Raw genomic sequence first — 17,336 nt, 5'->3', positions numbered from 1 at the left:
AGTTCATAACTTATCATCATTCACCTAGACCAAATATCCATTTGTTGCATAGGGTATAAGAGGGAAAAATATGAAAGGAGGGTGTTCGTATGCCACCAAGACAACCATTTCCTGTTCGAGGAGGAATGCCTCAACCTATGCTTGGATTTGGACGAAACCAAATGAGACCAATGATGCCCCCTGCAAGAATGGGGAATATGGGAATGAGGGGAGCCCCTATGGGGGTGAATACTGCAAGAGGAATGAGGGGTGCCACAAGAAATAGCGGTGGAGGTTTACTTGCTAAAATACTTGGCAAAGGGAAAACTCAAGGCGCACAAGTCGGTATGCAAATGTTTGGCAATGCTTCTCGCTCTGCTGCACCAGCTGCAGGTGGCGGTCTGTTAAAATCACTAACAGACCCCACAGCAATTACGGGTTTCTTGAATAATACGCAACGGGTTTTAAACACCGCACAGCAAATCGGACCGATGGTACAGCAATATGGTCCAATTGTTAAAAACTTACCAGCAATGTGGAAACTATACCGTGGTTTAAATGCTGCGAGTTCGGATGAGGAAACTAAGGAAGATGTAGACATAGAGTCCACCAACACTGATCAAAAATCTGAAACAAAAACAAAACGGAAACGCACAAACCCAGTGAGTACTGAAAACGATACACATTCGATAGAGATCGAAGAAAAGGTATCGAAAAAATTACAAGGAAAATCAGTACCTAAAATATATGTATAAAGGAATATGCTTGGTGCATATTCCTTTTTCTCTTCTTTGTATAATCCTAACACTTTATATATAATGATAGAATAAGCATGCTTAAAGGGGAGAACCAACTCAATGAAAGTTATAAAAATATCACCCCGTGGCTATTGCTACGGTGTTGTTGACGCGATGGTCATCGCAAGAAATGCAGCACTTGATAAATCTCTGCCACGGCCTATATATATATTAGGAATGATTGTACACAATAAGCACGTTACGGATGCTTTTGCTGAAGAAGGGATTATTACGCTAGACGGCCCTAATCGAAAACAAATACTTGAACAAGTAGATAAAGGGACTGTTATATTTACTGCCCATGGAATATCTCCGGAAGTAAGAGAGTTAGCAAAGAAAAAAGGACTTGTTACAATCGATGCTACCTGTCCAGATGTAACAAGCACCCATCAGCTGATTGAAGCAAAAAAGGATGAAGGTTATCAAGTGATCTATATTGGTAAAAAAGGGCATCCGGAACCGGAAGGAGCGATTGGAGTAGCTCCTGATATCGTTCACCTTGTAGAGAAGGAAGCGGATGTTGATTTATTAGCCATTCATGCTGACAAAATACTTGTCACGAATCAAACAACAATGAGTCAATGGGATGTTGGCCATATTATGGAGAAAATTGAAAAGAAATATCCACATGCAGAATTCCATAAGGAAATCTGTATGGCTACACAAGTTCGACAAGAAGCGGTTGCCGAACAAGCAGGTGAGGCTGATGTAGTGATCGTTGTTGGTGATCCAAAAAGTAATAACTCCAATCGTCTGGCGCAAGTTTCCGAAGAGATTGCGGGGACGAAGGCTTATCGAATTAGTGATATATCAGAATTAAATATTGATTGGATTAAAGATGCACGAACCGTAGGAGTAACCTCCGGAGCATCAACACCTACTCCTATTACAAAAGAAGTCATTGCCTTTATCGAGCAATTTAATCCTATTGATGAATCTACATGGACCCCAGAGAAAAAAGTACCACTTCACAAAATATTACCTAAAGTAAAAAATTAATATAAGCAACAAAAAGCCACGAAAAATTTCGTGGCTTTTTGTTGCTTATACAAATTGAAAAGGGTCCGTATGGATGGTTGACGCAAAAATATTTACTTCATATCCCTTTTGCTTACACATTTCCGTAAGCTTGTTTGCCACTCCCTGCTTCATCACCTTTTCTACATTGTGACCTGGGTCAATGATATTTAATCCTAGCATCATGGCGTCATGAGCAACGTGATAATACATATCACCCGTTATATATACATCCGCACCTTTGAAGTTTGCAGTTTGAATATATTTATTCCCATCCCCACCAAGTACAGCAACCTTTTTCACCTTAGAATCTAAGTCCCCAACGACTCGAACGGTAGGTACATCTAGGGCTACTTTCACAAAATCTGCGAATTCTCGGAGGGTTGTTTCTTGGACGGTCCCTATCTTACCCAAACCAAGTGACTTTGATTTATTTTTTAGTCGGTACACATCATATGCTACTTCTTCGTATGGATGTGCTTTCATCATAGCAGATAGTACCTTCTTTTCTAGATGAGCAGGAAACACGGTCTCAATTCTAGCTTCTTCCACTTGCTCCACTTTTCCTATCGTCCCATAGAAAGGATTTCCCCCTTCTAAAGGAATAAACTCTCCCTTTCCTTCAGATGTAAAGGAACAGTGAGAGTACTGCCCTATTGAACCTGCTCCCGCATCACCTAATGCTTTTTTTATAGCTTCTTCATACCCGATTGGAACATAGACAACGAGTTTAAGTAATTCAGAATCGTAGGTTGGAATGAGAACCTCTCTGTTTGATAATTGCAGGGCGTCTGCCAGCAAATCATTTACTCCGCCTTCTGCAACGTCCAGATTCGTGTGAGCTGCATATACAGCGATATCATGCTTAATTAATTTTTCAATGATTCGACCTGTTGCTGTATCTGTCACGAGCTTTTGTAAAGGACGATAAATAAGTGGATGATGCGCAATGATCAATTGAACATTATTATGTATCGCTTCATCCACTACTTCTTCTAGTACATCTAGTACGATCATTACATTTGAAATTTTTTTATTTAGTCTACCAATTTGTAAACCAATCTTATCTCCTTCTAGCGCTAGATTCTTTGGTGAAAATTGTTCAAAGAGACTAATAATTTCATGCCCATTTACGGTTTTCATTCTCCTAGAACCTCCTTTACCATTGAAATCTTCTTCTGTATTTCCATTTTCTTTTCTATTTTTTCTGCTGTTTGGCTAGATTGGCTCATTTGATTTAAAATGCGTTCCCAATTATTCCATTCAGCCGTCCACTTATGACTAAAAGCCTCGTTCTTTTCTTTACTTAAAAATGGTCCGAATAACAGTTGATTTTCGATGTTCTCCGAATAAACAGATTTGGGATCTCCTCTTTCAGCAACCAAGATTTCATAAATCTTGCCATCTTCTTCTAAAATAGCTTCATTTATGAGACTCCATCCATTTTCTAGGAGCCACAATCGTATCGAAATAGCACTAATATTCGGTTGAAGCACAAGTCTGTTCACACCCTTAAGCTTTTCCTTTCCCTCTTCAAGGATGCTGGCAATAAGGGCACCACCCATACCGGCAATGGTAATGCACTCTACTTCACCTGCACCAATAACTTCAAGACCATTTCCTTTTCGAACATCAATTTGATTTGTTAATCCTTCCATTTCTACTTGTTTTCTTGCAGATTGAAAAGGTCCTTCAACCACTTCACCTGCTATTGCATAAGGTACTTTTCCTGCTCTCACTACATGACAAGGAAGATAGGCATGATCAGAACCTATATCAGCTAGTTTCGCACCCTCTGGAATAAAATTCGCAACGGTGCTAAGTCTTTTCGATAATTTTTCCACATTCATTTACAAACACCAACTCTTTATTTGATTACATACAGTATAAAAAAAGTCCTTTACATATGCAAAGGACTTAAAACGCTTACTTATTTAAGCTCCATTAACCAATCAGCCATTGCTCCTGCATTCTCAGCAGTAACTAGTCCTGATGGCATTGAGCCTTTTCCGTTTACAAGAATGTCTTCAATTTCTTCTTTCGACAGTTTGTCACCAACACCTGTTAAAGCTGGACCTACGCCCCCTTGGTATGAATCCCCGTGACATCCAATACAGCCCGCAGACTTATAAATATCTTCAGGATTGTTTGAAACCTCTTCTGCCTGTTCTCCACCGCCTTCTTGTTCTGCAGCTAGTTCCTTACTGTCACCTAAGCCTTTAAACGAAAAAAGGAACATCGCAGCAATACCAAGAACCATGATTAAGACAAATGGAATAATCGGATTGCGATTCATGCTTTTCCCTCCCTTATGTAAGTACATCAAAAACTATTTAAATATAGAATGCAAACAATATCTATTTTACTTGAAAATGGGCAGAAGGAAAAGTACTAAAGTAAACTTTGTCACATTATGTTCTCATTTTAGACAAAACCTCACTAGTTTTTGTAAGGTCTGTCATAAACGAAGGAAAGCTAACAACCAATTTCTCGTGCAATTACCATTCGTTGAATTTCTGAAGTACCTTCACCAATTTCTGTTAACTTTCCATCACGCATATATCGTTCCACATGGTAATCCTTCATATACCCGTATCCCCCGTGTATTTGTACGGCTTGATCAGTAACCTCCATACAAATTTCCGAAGCGTAAAGCTTACACATGGAAGCTTCCTTTGTAAAGGAACGCCCTCGATCTTTTAACCAAGCAGCTTTATAAACCATATTTCTAGCAAGTTCAATCTTCATGGCCATGTCTGCAAGCTTGAATTGTATCGCCTGAAAATGTGACAATGATCTTCCAAATTGCTGTCTTTGCTTCGCATAGCTCAATGCCTTTTCATAAGCCGCCTGAGCAATACCTACTGCCATTGCACCAATTCCAATCCTTCCCCCATCAAGAGTGATTAAAAACTGTTTAAACCCCTCTCCACGCTTTCCTAGTAAGTTCTCAGTTGGCACTTGAACATCTTCTAATACTAACTCGGTTGTATTAGAGGCATGAAGCCCCATTTTCTCATAGTTGCTGATGACCTGAAAGCCAGGGGAATTCGTTGGAACAATAATAGCACTTATTTCTTTTTTCCCATTTTGTTCCCCAGTTACTGCTGTAATGGCTAAATGCTTTGCGTAGCTTGCATTTGTAATGTAACATTTATTACCATTTATAACAAACTTCCCATCTTTCTCAATCGCTCTCGTCTTAGTACCTCCTGCATCGGAACCAGCATTGGGTTCGGTTAGCCCAAAGGCTCCAAAGGATTCTCCTGTACAAATCGGAATTAAATATTTTCTCTTTTGTTCTTCTGTACCAAACAAATGGAGCGGAGCACCCCCCAGCGATATATGGGCTGAATACGTAATTCCAGTAGAGGCACAGGCTCTACTTAGTTCCTCTGTGACTATGGCAAAGCTTATTGTATCTGCTCCCCCACCACCGTATTCTTCTGGAAATGGAAGCCCCATTAAACCTAATTCAGTTAACTTTTTAAACACCTCATGTGGGAACAGCTTATGAAGGTCTCTTTCGAGCGCACCTGGTGCAACCTCTTCATTAGCAAATTCTCTAATTGTTCGAAGGATCATGCTTTGTTCTGATGTTAAATCAAAATTCACGTTTTTCTCCTCCTTAAGCCTAATAACGAAATCGCTTTCATATTTATTATATATGGAGTTAAATAATTTTCTCAACATTTTAAATTTTATAATAAATAATCATTATATAAATATAGACCCAATTAGTAATAACAGTCCTAATATGGAAGAAATAACAAAGGACAATAATTTTGCTTTTCTTCCAATGATAAACCAAGCTATACAGTTTAAAATAATGATTGTATAGAGGTTTACACCACTATTTGGAAAAACATAAGTGACAAAATCTACTGAGCATAATAAAGCGATGAGGGCTGTAGAAATCATTGGAACAATAAAGTCTGTCGCTTTTCTAAAAAAATAAAAACTAGCTCCAAATCCAAATAATAGCAATAAAGCATAAAGAGTCATTTGCAAAAAGAAAGATAATTCAGTAAAATATATAAATATACCAATTGGAATCAGTAGCAATGGAGTGTAAGCGAGGAAAAACTTCCTCTTGGTGCTTTTTTTTCTAACTTTCTTTCCATTAACTTGTTCACCTTCTGTATATAAAGCTAATAAAAAATTGCAATATTGTTCTGGTAACAGCTTCGTTTCTTTCCAATAATAAATTTCTTTAACAATGATTTCTTTCCGATTATCACTCATACCTTGTCCTTTCTCTTACTGAACATAAAAATAGTTTACCTCTATTGTAAGAAGTAAACTATTTTTAGACAATCATTTTATTCTAAGAAATCCTTCAAACGCTTGCTACGGCTAGGGTGTCTTAACTTCCTTAACGCTTTTGCTTCAATTTGTCTGATACGTTCTCTTGTGACACCAAACACTTTTCCAACTTCTTCTAAAGTTCTCGTACGGCCATCATCAAGTCCAAAACGTAGTCGTAATACATTTTCTTCACGGTCGGTTAAAGTATCAAGAACATCTTCAAGCTGTTCTTTTAACAGCTCATAAGCAGCATGCTCTGAAGGTGATGTAGCATCCTGATCTTCAATGAAATCACCTAGATGCGAGTCATCTTCTTCACCAATTGGTGTTTCTAATGAAACTGGTTCTTGAGCAATTTTCAGGATTTCACGAACCTTATCAGGAGTTAAGTCCATATCTTCTCCAATTTCTTCTGGAGTTGGTTCACGTCCAAGATCCTGAAGTAGCTGACGTTGAACACGAATTAGCTTATTTATTGTTTCCACCATATGAACGGGGATACGAATCGTTCTGGCTTGGTCAGCAATTGCACGAGTAATTGCTTGTCGTATCCACCAAGTAGCATACGTACTAAATTTAAACCCTTTGCGATAATCAAATTTCTCAACCGCTTTGATTAATCCCATGTTTCCTTCTTGAATCAAATCAAGGAACAACATACCGCGACCAACATAACGTTTTGCAATACTAACCACAAGACGTAGGTTTGCTTCTGCTAATCGGCGCTTTGCTTCTTCGTCACCTTGTTCAATACGGTTAGCGAGCTCAATTTCCTCTTCGGCAGACAATAAGTCTACTCGACCGATTTCTTTTAAGTACATCCGAACAGGGTCATTGATTTTCACTCCTGGTGGTACGCTTAGATCATTTAAATCAAATTCTTCTTCACCTTTAGCAAGCTCCTGTATATTAGGATCTCCATCTTCGGATTCTCCAACTAGTTCTACACCTTGCTCACCTAAAAATTCATAAAACTCATCCATTTGATCTGAGTCTACATCAAAATTAGATAATTTCTCTGCAATATCGTCATAGGCTAGAACCCCTGTTTTCTTTCCAACCTCTGTTAACTGGTCTTTTACTTGTTCTAGGGTCAAATCTGAATCAACCTCTTTTGAACGGGCCGATTTTTCAGCCATATGTACCCCTCCTTCCAAAGTCAAACAACAATCTCAAGCTTTTAATGTTTTGCGCAATTGGATAATTTCCATCGCAATCGCAGCTGCCCTACCATGATCCTTTTGTCTCTCTGCTTCTTTCTCTTCTGCTTCTTTTTCTTTTATTTTTAACATCTTTTGATAATTAAACACCTGCTTAATGTAATCGGAAAGCTCCTGGTCGCTTATTTCCTCACCAATAGACATCATTCCAATATCTGCTACAGTGCGTCTAAGCTTTTCATCTTTTATATATGTTAGGAAATCACTTGGATTCGGTTGGAATCCCTTTTCATAGTAACCATACAAGTATGTTATGATTGCTTGATGTTCATCAATATTAAAGGGAGTACCGTTTAACAAATCCTGCACTTTATATGCTATGTCAGAATCCTTCAACATATAAGCTATTAAACGTCTTTCTGCAGTTTCATAAGCCGGCCTTAGGTTGGAAGATTGTTTGATAACCACATCTTGATTTCTTTTTTGAACGTATTGCTCACGATTTCCTTTTTTGTTCGCAAAGAAAAATTGTTTTTGTTGTTGCTTTAATGCATCGAGTGAAAGTGAAAATTCACTTGCTAGCTGTCTCAAATAGTGATCTCGTTCTACTACCTTCTCTAGTTGGCTTATTTCCTTTAATACTTCTTCGATATATTGGAGGCGAATTCCTTCATTATTTAAATCCTTTCCTCTTCTTAAATATCGAAGTTTAAAATTCATTAATGTAACACTAGCAGAGATAATTTCGTTTTGAAATTTCTCTTCACCATTTTGGCGAATATAATCATCAGGATCCATTCCATCTGGCAATATCGCCACACGGACCTGAATCCCTGCTGAATGAAGAAGCTGACTAGCACGGTGAGCGGCTTCAATACCAGCATTGTCTCCATCGTAACAAATCGTTACTGCTTCAGCGCTCCGCCTGATCGACACGATATGATCGTCTGTCAATGATGTTCCCATGGTTGCAACTCCATTGAGTACACCTGATCGATCGGCAGCTATTACATCAGCAAACCCCTCAAATAATACGATTTGATTCGTTTTTTTAATGCTTGCTCTTGCTTGGTGAAAATTATATAAAATTTTACTTTTGTTAAAAATTGCTGTTTCAGGACTATTTAAATATTTGGGCTCATCAGCCCCTAATGATCTTCCTGAAAACGCAATTGTATTGCCTTTGTGGTCTAATATAGGAAACATTATGCGGTCTCTGAAGCGATCAAAATAAGTTCCATCACGTTCACGTTTAATAACCAGCCCAGCCCTTTCCATCACATCAGGGGGGTAATTACGTTTCGATAGAAATTTGTAAACAAAATCCCACGAATTTAATGAATAACCTATTTGAAATTTAGCAATCGCTTCATTAGTAAAGCCTCTCGATAAAAGGTACTCAAGTGCATGTTGACCGTCTTTTGTGTTTACGAGCAAATGATGATAGAATTTACGTAATAAATCGTGAGCATCAATCATCTGCTGAAAATCATTCGGGATCGTCCTAGATTTAGTGTGAGAAGACGATTCGATATGTAGCTCAACATTTCCTTTTTCAGCTAGTTTAACAGCCGCTTCTATAAATGAGACACCTTCTTGTTCCATTAAGAAAGAGAATGCATTTCCACCTGCTCCACATCCGAAACAATGATAAATTTGCTTATCAGGAGAAACGGAGAAGGAAGGAGAGTTTTCTCCATGAAACGGACAAAGTCCAAAATAATTACGACCTTGTTTTTTCAGCTGAACATAGTCGCTAACCACGTCCACTATATCAACCGCCTGGCGAATTTCATTAATTTTATCCTCAGGGATACGTTCTGCCATGAAAACAACTCCAGGTATTAGTGAGTAATTCGCGATAAATTATAGATTTCCTGCAAATTTCGACAAAATACTATAAAAATTTTTCGCAAAATCATCTCGGTCATTTTGACCAAAACGTTTGGGTCCTTTTGAGTGTACCCCTTGTCGCCTAGCTTTCGCGGCAAGATACCTCATATCAAGAGCAAGATGAATATCTTTCTCTTCGTATACATTCCCCCTTGGAGAAAGTACATAAACACCTTTATTCACGAGTGTCGAAGCTAACCCGATGTCTTGGGTGACTACAAAGTCTCCTTTATCCACATGGTTCATGATATATAAGTCAACTTCCTCCTTACCCGTATCGACATATTTCCATGTTCCTGCAGCTTCTGTTGTGCTCATATGATTATAAGATGCAACAAAAATTACTTCCAATGAAAAATTCGACGCGATTTCGACAATTTCCTGCTTCACTGGACAGGAATCTGCATCAACAAGAACCTTTGGTAAACCTAATGTACTATTAATTCTACATCACTCCATATATTCCTTCTTATTCGAGGAATAACTTAGTGGAAAAGCGTTTGTCGAATTTTTTTCGGACGAGTATCTTGACTTCTGACAATAAATAGTTTATTCGTTCATAGTGAAGTCTAAACCTAATCTGATACATTTTTATCACAATTTTTTATTATAGTATATAAAAGTCTATTTTTCCATCACTTTTTTTGTGATACTCTCCAAGCAATAAAAAGAAATAGCACATCATTTTATGCGCTATTTCTTTTATTTATCCTCTTTTTAAGTAACGGTTTAAAATGACATTAGCTGTTTCCTCAACAGCTTTGTTGGTTACATCGATTACATGACATCCAATTCTTGAGACAATTTTATCAAAATACTCAATTTCGTCTTTAATCCGTTCGATATTCGCGTAGCTTGCTCGATCATTTAAACCTAAAGAAAGAAGTCTTTCACGCCTAATATTATTTAGTTTTTCTGGGCTTATTTTTAATCCGAAACATTTCTCTGAAGGTACTTTAAACAATTCCTCAGGAGGATCAACCTCTGGAACAAGTGGAACATTCGCCACTTTAATACGTTTATGAGCCAGGTACTGTGATAATGGGGTTTTTGAAGTTCTCGAAACACCCACTAAGACGATATCCGCCTTTAAGATTCCTCGCGGATCCCGACCATCATCATACTTAACTGCAAATTCAATTGCTTCCACCTTTTTAAAATAATCCTCATCAAGCTTCCTAACTAAACCCGGTTCAAATAGAGGTTGTTTGCCACAAATATCTTGAATTTGGTCAATTAAAGGTCCAATAATATCACAAGCATAAATTCCTTCTGCCTTCGCTGTATCCCTCATATACTCGCGCATATCTGGCTTAACAAGTGTATAGGCAACCATCCCACCGTCTAATTTCACAAGTGAAATCACTTCGTCAATATTGGATTTATCCTCTACATATGGAAACCTTTTGATTGTGACTTCTTGTCCATCAAATTGGCTTATCGCTGCTTTTGTCACGAGCTCTGCAGTTTCTCCTACAGAATCAGATACCACGTAGACGATTGGCATTTTCCCCATACTTCCTCATCTCCTACATCATTTGTAATAATCTTATGCGAATCGAGTAATTTCATTTTCGATCGTTAATTTCCTTCTGCTAATGCGACAAACGCTTTTGTTAAGTTCGTTTTAGTAATTCTGCCAAGAACTTCGAAACCTCTTTCCGATTCCCTAACAACAGGCAATGCATCAATCTGCTTATCAATTAATTTATGCGCCACATCAATGAGAAGATCGTCTTTTCCGCACATGGTAACATTAGGCATTCTTGTCATGATGATATGCACTGGTAATGTGGTTAGTTCCTGCTTTCCAATACTTGCTCTAAGTAGATCTTTTCTCGACAATACGCCCGTGAGCAACGAAGATTGATCGACAACAAATAATGTCCCAACATCTTCGAGAAACATGGTACAGATCGCATCGTAAACAGAAACGTTTTCGTTCACAACTACAGGAATAGACTGATAATCCTTCACATACAGTTTCTTTAAGTTCTCAGTTAATAATTGAGTGCCTGATTTCCCTGTGTAAAAATAACCTACCCGCGGCCGTGCATCCAAATATCCAGCCATGGTTAAAATAGCTAGATCTGGTCGAAGTGTAGCTCTCGTTAGATTGAGTCGTTCTGCAATATGCTCTCCAGTTATCGGCCCATTTTCCTTCACAATTTGCAAAATATGCTCTTGCCGTTTATTTAGCTCGATTGTACTCACCACCTAATCGCCCTTTAGGCTCATATGTATGTCATACTTATATAAAATTATTATATACTATCTCTCATAAATGAAAAGACATAAGGATAAAAAGGGCCTTCACCATTCAGAAGGCCCTCTTTAAAAAAGATTATTTTGTTACAATTTCCTTCACATTCGCAAAGCTGATAATCAATTCTGCCAACTGTGACATTAATGCTAATCGGTTGTTTTTCAACGCTTGATCCTCTGCCATGACCATTGTATGGTCAAAGAAGTCGTTGATTGCCCCTTGTAAAGATGCAAGTTTGTCGAAAAACTCTTCCTCACTAGCTTCATTTGATTCCAATCCCAATTTCACACCAAGATATTGATTATATAGTGCCGTCTCGTACTCATTTTCAAACAGGGATTCATTGATTTCCGTATTTTCCACCGCTTTATTCGAGATGGTTAGCACACGGCTAAGAGCTTCAACCGTCTCTTTAAACCCACTACCATCTTTTTTCGTTTGCAGAACAAATGCCTTTTTGACCAGCGTAGGTAAAGCTGTAATGTTCTTTTCTAATACGGCATCGATGATGTCATAGCGAATGCTTTGTTCTTGTAAATAGTGCTTTAAGCGGAGCTTGAAGAAAGCTACAAGCTCAAGTAGTAACTCTTCTTCACTTTTTTCTCCAATTCCCTTCTCCTTAATAGAAAGAATAGAGAGACGTAGAAGATCAGTTAATGAAACATTCCATTCTTTATTGATTAAGATTTGAACAATTCCTGAAGCTTGTCTTCTTAATGCGTACGGATCCTGTGAGCCGCTTGGAATATTGCCAATTGCAAAAAACGAGACAATCGTATCTAATTTCTCTGCTAAGGCAAGAATTGCCCCACTATTTGACTTAGGAGTAGAGTCTTCCGCGTTTCTTGGCATGTAGTGTTCATTAATGGCAACAGCAACCGCTTCAGATTCCCCTTTTTGTCTAGCATACTTCTCACCCATGAAACCTTGAAGTTCTGGGAATTCATATACCATATGAGTGACTAAATCAAACTTACTGATTTCCGCAGCACGATCTGCTGTCTTTTTATCTTCATCATTAAAGGTTAATAATTCTGCTAACTGATTTGTTAGTGAACGAACTCGTGCAACCTTTTCAGAAAGGGTACCAATTTCCTCATGATATACAATTGAAGCAAGCTTAGCTATAGCATCGGAAATATTCGTTTTTTGATCTTCTCTATAGAAAAATGCTGCATCTGATAGTCTTGCTCTAAGTACCTTCTCATTTCCCTTTGCTACTGTCTCAAGATGCATATGATCACCATTTCTTACTGTTACAAAGAACGGCAAAAGTGTTCCGTCCTTTTTCTTTACAGGGAAATAGCGCTGATGCTCTTTCATCGATGTGATAAGAACTTCTTCCGGAAGCTCTAGAAATTCTTCCTCAAATCTTCCGAATAAAGCTGTTGGGTATTCAACTAGATTCGTTACTTCCTCTAATAATTCCTCATCGACAGGAATCGTCCAGCCTTGCTCTTCTTCTAACTTAGAAATTTGGGAGAGAATTGCGTCTTTTCTTTCTTCTGCATTCGCAATAACAAATTCACCTAAAAGCTTAGTTACATACTCTTCTGGTGAACCGATTTCTACTTCTTTCCCTAGGAAACGATGCCCGTTTGTACGATTGCTTGTCGATACATTCGTGATCGTAAATGGGATAATCTCTGTTCCATATATAGGAAGTAACCATTTAATTGGACGAATATATTTTAGTGTTTCATTTGCCCAACGCATATTTTTAGGGAATGTTAGTCCGGTAATAATATGTTCTATCTCCGGAAGTATCTCTTTCGTCGCTTGCCCCTTTGTAAACTTTCGTACATGAGCATACTCAACCCCATTAATCTCTTTAAAATATATATCCTCAACAGACATTCCTTGACCTTTAGTAAATCCTACTGCTGCTTTTGACCAATTCCCTTCGTGGTCAACGGCGATTTTTTTAGCAGGTCCTTTTGCCTCTTCCTCAACATCCTCTTGGCTAGTACTAACACCGTAAGCAATGACAGCTAGACGTCTTGGAGTAGAAAAATGAGTGATGGAATCAAATGAAATCTTTTTCTCTTTTAGCCAGTTCTCTATTTTTGATGTTAATTGTTCAATTGACCCTGTAACGAAACGAGCCGGCATCTCCTCAAGCCCGATTTCAATTAATAAATCTTGCTTATTCATGTGTATCTTCCCCCTTTTGCTGTAGAATTGGGAATCCTAACTTTTCTCTCTCTTCATAGAACGTTTTAGCTACCTTTCTTGCTAGGTTTCTACATCGACCGATAAAACCAGTACGTTCAGTAACCGAAATGGCGCCTCTAGCATCCAGAAGATTAAATACATGAGAGCATTTTAAGACATAGTCATAAGCGGGATGAACAAGACCTTCGTTCATTTGACGATGTGCTTCTTTTTCATAAATGTTAAACAGATTAAAAAGCATTTCAGGATCTGATGTTTCAAAAGTATATTTTGAGTGCTCATATTCAGGCTGTAAGAAAATATCACGAACGGTAAATCCGTTGGTCCACTCTAGATCAAATACATTTTCCTTTTCTTGAATATATGAAGCAAGGCGCTCGATTCCATAAGTTATTTCAACTGAAACAGGCTTACACTCAAGTCCCCCTACCTGTTGGAAATATGTAAATTGGGTTATCTCCATGCCGTCTAACCATACTTCCCAACCAAGCCCTGCACATCCAAGCGATGGATTTTCCCAATTATCTTCTACAAAACGAATATCGTGCTGAAGAGGATCAATTCCCAGCGCCTTCAACGAATCAAGATAAATTTCCTGAATATTGTCAGGAGAAGGCTTCATAATCACTTGGAATTGGTGATGTTGGTACAAGCGATTAGGGTTTTCACCGTATCTTCCGTCGGCTGGTCGTCTTGACGGCTCCACATACGCCACATTCCATGGTTCAGGGCCAATTGCACGTAAGAATGTGTAGGGGCTCATGGTACCTGCTCCCTTTTCTACATCGTAAGCTTGCATTAAAATACATCCTTGATCAGACCAATGCTTTTGCAAAGTTAAAATCATGTCTTGAATATTCATCGTACACCTCCAAAATTTATCGCATAAGAGATGATCATTTTTGGCAAACAAAAAAACTCCCGTCTCCTATGCCTTTGAGCATAGGGACGAGAGTTACCCGCGGTTCCACCCTATTTGCCGACGATAAAAACGTCAGCCACCTTAATCCGAAATTGCTCGGGAACGCCCTTCCTTAACACTCTATTCCTAGCTTACACCGTCCTAGGATCGCTTCTAAGTAGAGAAAGTTAAGTACTCCTTTCCTTCAACGCAAATATTAAATTTAATTTGAATCTTAGCTGAAACAAAGGTCGTTGTCAACTCTTAAAAGTCATTACTTCCTAATTGGCTAATCTGATTCAGAAATTTTTTTGTTTTTAAATGTAAACCGGAGTATTCATCATAATAAGCATTAATAATTTTTTTAAGCTCATCCTTTGTTTCTTGCTTTACAGATATATTCCCTAACCTACTCATATCAATAAAATAAAATAAACGAAGTAGTTTTACTGTTGATTGTGAGATTTTATAGTGATATGGATCCTTTTCCAAACAGCGATGACAGATAAATCCACCCTCTCTAATTGAAAAAGAAAAATGACCGTCTGTACTTCCACAAACGGCACATTGATTAAGGACGGGATACAACCCTAATGTATTCAACATTTTCACTTCAAAAATATGAACAATAATTTCTGGGTCATAGCCTTCGTTAATATAATTTAGCGTTTGATATAGCATCTCAAATAAAAAAGGATTTGCCTTTTTTTCGTCAGTGCTTTTATCTGTTAGATCAATAACGTAACTTGCATAAGCGGTTAGGAAGATATCCTCCTTGATTGACCGCATCGAGGAAAGCATTTCACCTTGCTGCAAACTCCCTAGTCCGCTGCCTGTTTGCACTAGGAATTGACCGTATGTAAAAAGCTGAGTGATGGCAGCTAAACGGCTGTTTGGCTTTTTTGCGCCGCGTGCCATCACCCCAATTTTCCCCCATTCACGTGTGAATAGAGTGACTATTTTATTTGTTTCACCATAATGATTTGTTCGAATGACGATGCCTTCGCATTTTTGAAACATCTAGAACACCATCCTAGTACGAGACAAACCTAGAGATATGGAAATTCAACCTCTGCTAGCTCATCATCCTGATTCCCGGGTATGTCTTGATTCTCCTTCTCTAACTCCTTAAAGAGCAGATAAGTGTCAATGTTACCTGTCTGCGAAAAAACTTTCCAGGTAAAATCCATCATCAAAAACCCCCACCTTTCAAATAGTTGACTAGCAATAAATCCAAATCGTTACCATTATCATAGCCTTGTCTACCAAAAATAATGAGTCGAAAATATTGTTAATAAAAAAGGTGCATAAACTAGAAAGATGAATAATAATCTAAAAATGGTAAATCAATATTCGTCCTCACGGAACCCAAAATCTCTCAGTTGGGACATTTTGTTGCGCCAATCCTTCTGAACCTTAACCCATAATTCTAAAAATACTTTTGTTCCCAACAAGTTCTCAATATCCTGCCTTGCACGTTTTCCAATTTCCTTTAACATGCTTCCTTGTTTACCAATAATAATTCCTTTTTGGGAATCACGTTCTACGATAATGGTTGCCATAACGTGTACGACATCTTTGTCTTCTAAGCGTTCCATTTTCTCAATAACAACCGCTAATGAATGAGGAATTTCTTCTCTTGTTAAATGCAATGCCTTCTCACGTATTAGCTCTGACACGATAAATCTTTCTGGATGATCTGTTACTTGGTCGGCTGGATAATACTGAGGTCCTTCAGGAATATATTTCTTAATCACATCAAGCAAGACCTCTAGGTTATTTCCTTCAAGCGCAGAGATGGGAATGATTTCAGCAAAAGGATATTTTTCTTTATACGACACGATAATTTCCATGAGTTGGTCAGGATGAACAAGATCAATTTTGTTAATCACGAGGAATACAGGTGTTTTAATTGATTGGAATTTATCTAAAATAAACTCTTCACCACGACCAAAACCTTCTTCTGCATTCACCATAAAAAGAACAATATCGACTTCTTTTAATGTGTTTTGAGCAACCTTCATCATAAAGTCCCCAAGCTTATGCTTTGGCTTATGAATTCCTGGTGTATCAATAAATACTAATTGTGCATCATTGGTTGTTAGTACACCTTGTACTTTATTTCTTGTAGTTTGTGGTTTATCACTCATAATAGCGATTTTTTGTCCGATTACACGATTGAGGAACGTTGATTTCCCAACATTTGGACGGCCGATGATTGAGATAAACCCTGATTTGTGCTCTTGCTTTTGATTATTACTCATTTAGATCCTCCGGTGAAAATGCTCCTGGTAGTAATTCTGCCACGGTTAATTCTTGTGTATCGCCTTTTAAATTTGTTAAAATAACTTTCATGTCTTTAGGACATAACTCTGAAATAACTTGACGACATGCTCCACATGGAGAGACAGGACCTTCTGTATCTGCAACCACGGCAAGCATCTCAAACTGACGATCTCCCCCAGCATAGGCACTGAAAAACGCGGTTCTCTCCGCACAATTGGTCATGCTAAAAGCAGCATTTTCTACGTTACACCCATGATATACTTTTCCATCAGTCGTTAAGAGGGCAGCTCCCACTTGGAACTTCGAATATGGTACATAAGCTTTTTCTCTTGCAATTTTCGCTTCTTTAATTAATGTTTCTTGCTTGCTCAAATTAATACTTCCTTTCAGGAGACTGCATACTCCTATTTTACCCTATTTTGTTCTGCATTTCATCGATTGTAGCAAAAATGTAATGAAGAAGATTGAATTTTCTAAATATTAATCAATTCCTTCAATTCGTTTCCCTATTTTACTCTTTCTTGAATGCGATTTCAAATAAAAATGGAACCGAA

General features: G+C 38.0%; 18 protein-coding genes and 1 other annotated feature. Of the genes, 2 read left to right on the top strand and 16 right to left on the bottom strand.

What is annotated here, in order from left to right; all coding sequences use genetic code 11:
• Positions 1-89 precede the first annotated feature (89 nt).
• Both vrrA and ACRX5O_RS02000 read left to right on the top strand, forming a co-directional pair.
• On the top strand, positions 90-734 hold the full coding sequence (vrrA, locus tag ACRX5O_RS02005; protein WP_433904392.1) for a VrrA/YqfQ family protein: 645 nt from the start codon (positions 90-92) through the stop codon (positions 732-734).
• Positions 735-836: 102 nt separating this feature from the next.
• A complete protein-coding gene (locus tag ACRX5O_RS02000; RefSeq protein ID WP_433904391.1) occupies positions 837-1,775 on the top strand; it encodes a 4-hydroxy-3-methylbut-2-enyl diphosphate reductase in 939 nt (312 codons plus the stop codon).
• 45 nt (positions 1,776-1,820) lie between these two features.
• Here the strand turns inward: ACRX5O_RS02000 and ACRX5O_RS01995 are convergent, their stop codons facing one another.
• The 16 genes from ACRX5O_RS01995 to ACRX5O_RS01920 all read right to left on the bottom strand — a co-directional run bounded on the left by ACRX5O_RS01995 (position 1,821) and on the right by ACRX5O_RS01920 (position 17,154).
• The gene (locus ACRX5O_RS01995) at positions 1,821-2,936 is read right to left on the bottom strand and encodes a Nif3-like dinuclear metal center hexameric protein (protein ID WP_433904390.1); all 1,116 of its coding nucleotides are present in this window, start codon (positions 2,934-2,936) and stop codon (positions 1,821-1,823) included.
• Complete coding sequence (locus ACRX5O_RS01990) at positions 2,933-3,643, bottom strand: tRNA (adenine(22)-N(1))-methyltransferase (protein WP_433904389.1); 711 nt, start codon at positions 3,641-3,643, stop codon at positions 2,933-2,935. The genes ACRX5O_RS01995 and ACRX5O_RS01990 overlap by 4 nt, the downstream gene beginning before the upstream one ends.
• An 80-nt stretch (positions 3,644-3,723) precedes the next feature.
• Positions 3,724-4,089 carry a cytochrome c550 gene (cccA, locus tag ACRX5O_RS01985; protein ID WP_119709159.1) on the bottom strand — a complete coding sequence of 122 codons (366 nt, stop codon included), beginning with the start codon at positions 4,087-4,089 and terminating at the stop codon, positions 3,724-3,726.
• Positions 4,090-4,268: 179 nt separating this feature from the next.
• A complete protein-coding gene (locus tag ACRX5O_RS01980; protein ID WP_433904388.1) occupies positions 4,269-5,408 on the bottom strand; it encodes an acyl-CoA dehydrogenase family protein in 1,140 nt (379 codons plus the stop codon).
• Positions 5,409-5,510: 102 nt separating this feature from the next.
• Positions 5,511-6,038, bottom strand: a complete 528-nt coding sequence (locus ACRX5O_RS01975) for a hypothetical protein (RefSeq protein ID WP_433904387.1) — start codon at positions 6,036-6,038, stop codon at positions 5,511-5,513.
• A 77-nt stretch (positions 6,039-6,115) separates the two neighbouring features.
• Positions 6,116-7,240, bottom strand: coding sequence for an RNA polymerase sigma factor RpoD (gene rpoD, locus ACRX5O_RS01970; protein ID WP_119709162.1), 1,125 nt, complete (start codon positions 7,238-7,240; stop codon positions 6,116-6,118).
• Positions 7,241-7,273: 33 nt separating this feature from the next.
• On the bottom strand, positions 7,274-9,088 hold the full coding sequence (dnaG, locus tag ACRX5O_RS01965; RefSeq protein ID WP_433904386.1) for a DNA primase: 1,815 nt from the start codon (positions 9,086-9,088) through the stop codon (positions 7,274-7,276).
• A gap of 39 nt (positions 9,089-9,127) precedes the next feature.
• On the bottom strand, positions 9,128-9,598 hold the full coding sequence (locus tag ACRX5O_RS01960; protein ID WP_433904744.1) for a YaiI/YqxD family protein: 471 nt from the start codon (positions 9,596-9,598) through the stop codon (positions 9,128-9,130).
• 262 nt (positions 9,599-9,860) lie between these two features.
• Positions 9,861-10,670 (bottom strand): pyruvate, water dikinase regulatory protein, encoded by an 810-nt coding sequence (locus ACRX5O_RS01955; protein ID WP_433904385.1) that lies wholly within the window; start codon positions 10,668-10,670, stop codon positions 9,861-9,863.
• 65 nt (positions 10,671-10,735) lie between these two features.
• A complete protein-coding gene (ccpN, locus tag ACRX5O_RS01950; RefSeq protein ID WP_162927788.1) occupies positions 10,736-11,368 on the bottom strand; it encodes a transcriptional regulator CcpN in 633 nt (210 codons plus the stop codon).
• Between the two features lie 130 nt (positions 11,369-11,498).
• A complete protein-coding gene (gene glyS / locus ACRX5O_RS01945; protein ID WP_433904384.1) occupies positions 11,499-13,574 on the bottom strand; it encodes a glycine--tRNA ligase subunit beta in 2,076 nt (691 codons plus the stop codon).
• Complete coding sequence (glyQ, locus tag ACRX5O_RS01940; protein WP_433904383.1) at positions 13,567-14,457, bottom strand: glycine--tRNA ligase subunit alpha; 891 nt, start codon at positions 14,455-14,457, stop codon at positions 13,567-13,569. Before glyQ ends, glyS begins: the two co-directional genes overlap by 8 nt.
• A gap of 79 nt (positions 14,458-14,536) precedes the next feature.
• Positions 14,537-14,714: a binding site (T-box leader), on the bottom strand.
• Between the two features lie 46 nt (positions 14,715-14,760).
• A complete protein-coding gene (recO, locus tag ACRX5O_RS01935) occupies positions 14,761-15,516 on the bottom strand; it encodes a DNA repair protein RecO (RefSeq protein WP_433904382.1) in 756 nt (251 codons plus the stop codon).
• Positions 15,517-15,545: 29 nt separating this feature from the next.
• Positions 15,546-15,689, bottom strand: a complete 144-nt coding sequence (locus tag ACRX5O_RS01930) for a YqzL family protein (RefSeq protein ID WP_119709169.1) — start codon at positions 15,687-15,689, stop codon at positions 15,546-15,548.
• Between the two features lie 153 nt (positions 15,690-15,842).
• Positions 15,843-16,760: a GTPase Era gene (gene era / locus ACRX5O_RS01925; RefSeq protein WP_433904381.1), complete on the bottom strand. Its 918-nt coding sequence runs from the start codon at positions 16,758-16,760 to the stop codon at positions 15,843-15,845.
• Positions 16,753-17,154 carry a cytidine deaminase gene (locus ACRX5O_RS01920; protein ID WP_433904380.1) on the bottom strand — a complete coding sequence of 134 codons (402 nt, stop codon included), beginning with the start codon at positions 17,152-17,154 and terminating at the stop codon, positions 16,753-16,755. The genes era and ACRX5O_RS01920 overlap by 8 nt, the downstream gene beginning before the upstream one ends.
• Between the last annotated feature and the right edge of the window lie 182 nt (positions 17,155-17,336).

This window comes from Robertmurraya mesotrionivorans (assembly GCF_050971805.1).
In the GTDB taxonomy this organism is placed as follows: domain Bacteria; phylum Bacillota; class Bacilli; order Bacillales; family Cytobacillaceae; genus Robertmurraya_A.
This window is presented reverse-complemented; position numbering and strand designations above follow the sequence as displayed.